The organism is Vibrio sp. V42_P2S4T144 (assembly GCF_009904715.1).
Classification (GTDB): Bacteria; Pseudomonadota; Gammaproteobacteria; order Enterobacterales; family Vibrionaceae; genus Vibrio; species Vibrio alginolyticus.
Window position 1 is genome coordinate 1 of the sequence record NZ_WXWS01000296.1, and the last position, 4,589, is coordinate 4,589.

4 protein-coding genes and 1 tRNA gene are annotated in these 4,589 nt (G+C 44.7%); 2 read left to right on the plus strand and 3 right to left on the minus strand.

Features of this window, described 5'->3' with window-relative positions:
- Positions 1 to 208 precede the first annotated feature (208 nt).
- Both CAG68_RS10270 and CAG68_RS10275 read left to right on the plus strand, forming a co-directional pair.
- Entirely contained in the window at positions 209 to 658 is a 450-nt protein-coding gene (locus CAG68_RS10270; protein ID WP_005378276.1) for an L-alanine exporter AlaE, read from the plus strand.
- 144 nt (positions 659 to 802) lie between these two features.
- Positions 803 to 890: transfer RNA gene (locus CAG68_RS10275), tRNA-Ser, on the plus strand.
- 273 nt (positions 891 to 1,163) lie between these two features.
- On the opposite strand, the gene CAG68_RS22485 is transcribed toward CAG68_RS10275, so the two are convergent.
- The 3 genes from CAG68_RS22485 to CAG68_RS10285 all read right to left on the minus strand — a co-directional run bounded on the left by CAG68_RS22485 (position 1,164) and on the right by CAG68_RS10285 (position 3,972).
- Positions 1,164 to 1,292 carry a hypothetical protein gene (locus tag CAG68_RS22485; protein WP_257789285.1) on the minus strand — a complete coding sequence of 43 codons (129 nt, stop codon included), beginning with the start codon at positions 1,290 to 1,292 and terminating at the stop codon, positions 1,164 to 1,166.
- A 353-nt stretch (positions 1,293 to 1,645) separates the two neighbouring features.
- Positions 1,646 to 2,638, minus strand: a complete 993-nt coding sequence (locus CAG68_RS10280; RefSeq protein ID WP_054729600.1) for a cytochrome d ubiquinol oxidase subunit II — start codon at positions 2,636 to 2,638, stop codon at positions 1,646 to 1,648.
- Between the two features lie 2 nt (positions 2,639 to 2,640).
- A complete protein-coding gene (locus CAG68_RS10285) occupies positions 2,641 to 3,972 on the minus strand; it encodes a cytochrome ubiquinol oxidase subunit I (RefSeq protein ID WP_086046618.1) in 1,332 nt (443 codons plus the stop codon).
- Positions 3,973 to 4,589: the final 617 nt, after the last annotated feature.

Genomic DNA, 4,589 nt, shown 5'->3' on the forward strand with positions numbered 1-4,589 from the left:
ATTTTAGGCGTTTTTACTCGCCATTGGTGAAAAAAACTACTTTTACTTTAAAAGTTGGTTATAAATTTACAACTTAATTTTAAATACAGAGCCATAAGCTAGTTTTTGTGTGCTCTAATTGCATCATTAACTGGCTTGGTGTCTTTTTGGTGGTTAATAGTTTTATTATTTTTATTAATTGCAGTGTTTGATTTTAAGGGTTTTGTAAATGAAGTCTCGTGGACCATTTTGTATTCGTCACGCCGCAGCGGATACCTTTGCTATGGTTGTTTTTTGCTTTATCACAGGGATGATTGTCGAGATTTTGATTTCAGGGATGACATTTGAGCAATCTCTAGCATCGCGTACGCTATCGATTCCAGTGAATATCGCTATTGCTTGGCCGTATGGGGTTTTTCGTGATTGGGTGCTGCATCAAGGTAGTAAGGTGTCACCGTCTTCCTTTATGAAGAACATCTCTGATCTGGTCGCTTATGTACTATTTCAATCTCCAGTTTATGCGGGTATTTTATTCGCAGTTGGCGCGTCTACAGATCAAATTGTGACCGCAGTGGCAAGTAACGCTGTTATTTCTTGTGGCATGGGTGTGTTGTATGGGTACTTCTTGGACATGTGCCGCCGTTGGTTCCGTGTTCCCGGTTATTCTCAAAGCATGTAAATGCCCCAGTTTTGCTCAATTTAGTTACTTAGTGAGCAATCGATTCGAAAAGGGCGCTTTTTTTTATGTTTAGCCTTGACCATCAGGCACATAATCATTAAATTAGCGCCTCGTTAGCCAATGATGCTAACCAAAATTTGATTCGGTGAGTTGTCCGAGTGGCTGAAGGAGCACGCCTGGAAAGTGTGTATACGGCAACGTATCGAGAGTTCGAATCTCTCACTCACCGCCACATTCTAAAAGGTCTGATTTATCAGGCCTTTTTTCATATCTGCACTAAAGTAATGCATCATTGAAAGTACATAAGAGTACTCAGAGTGCAAACGCAACTCTATCTACAAGCCAACTGTTCATATCTCACCTCGATACAACGCCAAAATTGAAGAAGCTATACAGAGGCAGCCATAATCTGATTGGTGCGGGTTAGCCCATCCGCTTTAATCTAGAATTTAGCACCCATATCACATGAGGTATGAATACGGCCACAAGAATGAACGTATTGCTACTAGATGCTAAGCAAAACAGCCATGAACACGAATACAACAGCAATCATAACAAAGAGATCTGTGTTTGGATTGAGGTCATCTGGGTTAAATTTTTCAATGCTTTGCGTCGTTTCGCATCGTATCTTCATGTTCTTGTCCTTATTTCATGTACTATTTCAACAGCAACATAACATGCAATTGAGTGTTCACAAGTCATAAAAAGCATAAGTATACTTGCACCTCATTGAGCGCAAAAAAAATACTCAAAGCGTTTTAAAGTGGCGGTCTACCTTTTGTAACATCAAATGTTCTTTCTGTTTTTGTGCCTGTATCGCTATAGTTGAGAAACGGTTATCTCGTTCTAGTTAGGAACAAACTACTGGCTGCCGCTACATTCTCTCAGCGTTCCCACTCAGTCGCCTTGGGTAGATACTTTAGTCGTTGAGTACTGCAAAAAAAAACGCCGCATGAGCAGCGGCGCTTTGTTGAGGAATTCCCTTTCCTACTTGTAGCTAAGTTCTGTCGCTTTGCCTTTGAAGATCCGGTATACCACAAAGGTGTAAAGCAATATCACCGGCATAACAATCATCACACCGTAGCCCACGATTATTAATGTCGCAGGTGAGGAGGCCGCTTGTTGTGCGGTCATCAACCCCGGCACAACTTCTGGGAAGAAGCTATACGCAAGACCGAGAAAGCTCAACGCGAAAATGACGGTGACACCAAAGAAAGGCCAGCGCACACCCAGATCGTTCACCATTGGAACCTGACGCAAATAGCGATCAACGAGGAAGATGGTCGCAAACACAATCAGCGGAACTGGAGCAAGCAACAAGACTTCTGGGAAGCTGAACCAACGCAGGGCAACTTGTTGATTTACAATCGGGTTTACAACGCTCACCACCAAAATTCCCAAGGCTGCTAACCAACCCGCACGGCGAGACCAACGCGCCGAGCGTATTTGCAAATCACCTTCCGTTTTCAGTACCAACCATGCGCCACCGATGTAAACATACGCCGCCGTTACACAAAGTGCACTTAACCAAGCAAAGCCAAATGCTTCGGCTGATTGTTCAAATCCCATGATGTAACGGCCGACCATGTAACCTTGGGTTAGCGCGGTGACTAGAGATCCAATTCGGAAGCACCAATCCCAATGAGGTTTATGATCCGAGTTTGCTTTGGCTCGGAAGTCGAACGCTACGCCACGCATGATCAGAGCGATCAGCATAATCGCGGTCGGCATATAAAGCTCAGTCAAAATCAAGCTATGAGCGGTAGGAAAGGCAATCAGCAGAATACCGACGGCTAACACCAACCACGTTTCATTTGCGTCCCAGAACGGGCCAATAGACGCTATCATTCGGTCACGCTGAGCTTCATTATCACTTGGCAATAGGATGCCGACGCCAAGGTCGTAGCCGTCGAGCACGGCATACATAAAGACCGAGAAGCCAAGCAGCAGAAGATAAATTTCTGGTAGATAGTCGAGCATGATTAGGCCTCTTGTTGTGTCAGTGGGACTTCATGGGCTGCAACGTCTTTGCGCGCCAAATAGAACAGGGTATGGATGTACGCAACCAGCAATGCAGCGTAAATGGCTAAGTACATAATGAGCGAAGTCATCACGCTACTGCTCGCAACCGTGGTGACGGCTTCTGATGTACGCAATACACCGCTGACTAGCCAAGGCTGTCGACCAATCTCAGTAACATACCAACCCGCTAGTGTGGCTATCCAACCAGAGAACGTCATGGCTAACACTGTGTACAGGTAAGGTTTAGGTAGCGCTTTTTGGCGTGCTAGCTTCACCGCGCCATACCAGCTAACTAGCAGCATAAGAACACCTACACCAACCATCACGCGGAAACCAAAGAACAAGGGCTTCACTGGCGGGTGATCAGGTGCAAACTCGTTAAGTCCTTGGATCTCCCCGTCTAGGTCATGCGTAAGAATCAAACTCGCCAGCTTAGGGATGCCCACTTCAAAATCATTGCTGCGAGTTTCTTCATTTGGCATCGCAAACAGAAGAAGAGGCGCGCCTTGCTCGGTCTCCCACACGCCTTCCATTGCTGCGATTTTTGCAGGTTGATGTTCAAGCGTGTTTAACCCGTGAAGGTCTCCGACAAAGATTTGAATTGGGATGAATCCAGCCGCCGCGAACAACGCGACTTTTAAGCCAAGTTTGGCTGAGCGATGATCTGGCTTTTTCATTATTTGATAAGCCGAGATACCCGCAATCAAGAAGCTGGCAGTCAGCGCCGATGCTAATAGCGTGTGCAGAAGACGGTAAGGTAAAGAAGGATTGAAAATGACTTCCTTCCAACTGGTTACATGCACAATACCGTCAATCACTTCATAGCCACTTGGTGTGTGCATCCAGCTGTTAAGCACCAGAATCCAAAATGCGGACATACTTGTCCCAACAGCAACCAGAACGGTGGCGAGAGTATGAACCCATTCTGGCACTCGTCCTCGTCCAAAAAGCATCACGCCAAGGAAGGTGGCTTCCATAAAGAAGGCGGTCATCACTTCGTACCCGAGCAATGGTCCTGCTACGTTTCCGACTCGTTCCATAAAGCCTGGCCAGTTGGTACCAAACTGGAAACTCATCGTAATGCCGGATACCACACCTAAGGCGAAAGTAAGAGCGAATATCTTGACCCAAAAGTAATAAACATCGAGCCATACGGGAGCTTGTGTGCGGTTATATCGCCACTTGAAAAACACCAACATCCACGCCAACGCGATGGTGATGGTCGGGAAGAGAATATGAAAGCTGATATTGGCCGCGAACTGGATCCGCGACAGCATGAGGGTATCTAACATCTTGGTTCCTCAAAAACGTGCCATACTAAAAATCGTGTCTATCTGTAATTTAGTTACGAAAAGTCGGGCAGTTTGGATTCATGTATCGAGAAATACAGGTGATTCTGTTTTCTTCTAACCATGATTTATATCAACTAAGGGAAAGAAAGGAGTGTAGGAAATTGTCTCAAAATGCCACTAATAGTCGCGAGAAGTGAGTAAAAGAAAGCAAATGTAACTGAAGGAGCATGGATTAAGATTAGTTCGAATTATCCTTATGATGGTTTCGATAATCCTGAAATAAAATTACAAAAACAATATTTTTAGTAAGGAAAATTGCCTTGCCTTCACTTTGAACCTCCATACTATTTATACACTAGTCATGTCGAGATCATCTCAAACACAGCAAACTTACTGGCAGTTAAGGTGGGAAACTTTAGCTAATTGATAAACTTAAAATTGCACTGCTAATGACATGTGCATCATAAGTTCGTTAGCACTCGACCAGAAGTGCGATAGGCTACATTTTTATACTAGCGAACGATTTGGCGCTAGGTAATTCGGTTTTCACTAGATCAACAAGTCGACTGCGGACCATTTTCGATTCCTGATGAGTTTCAATCCAAACTGACACTTAC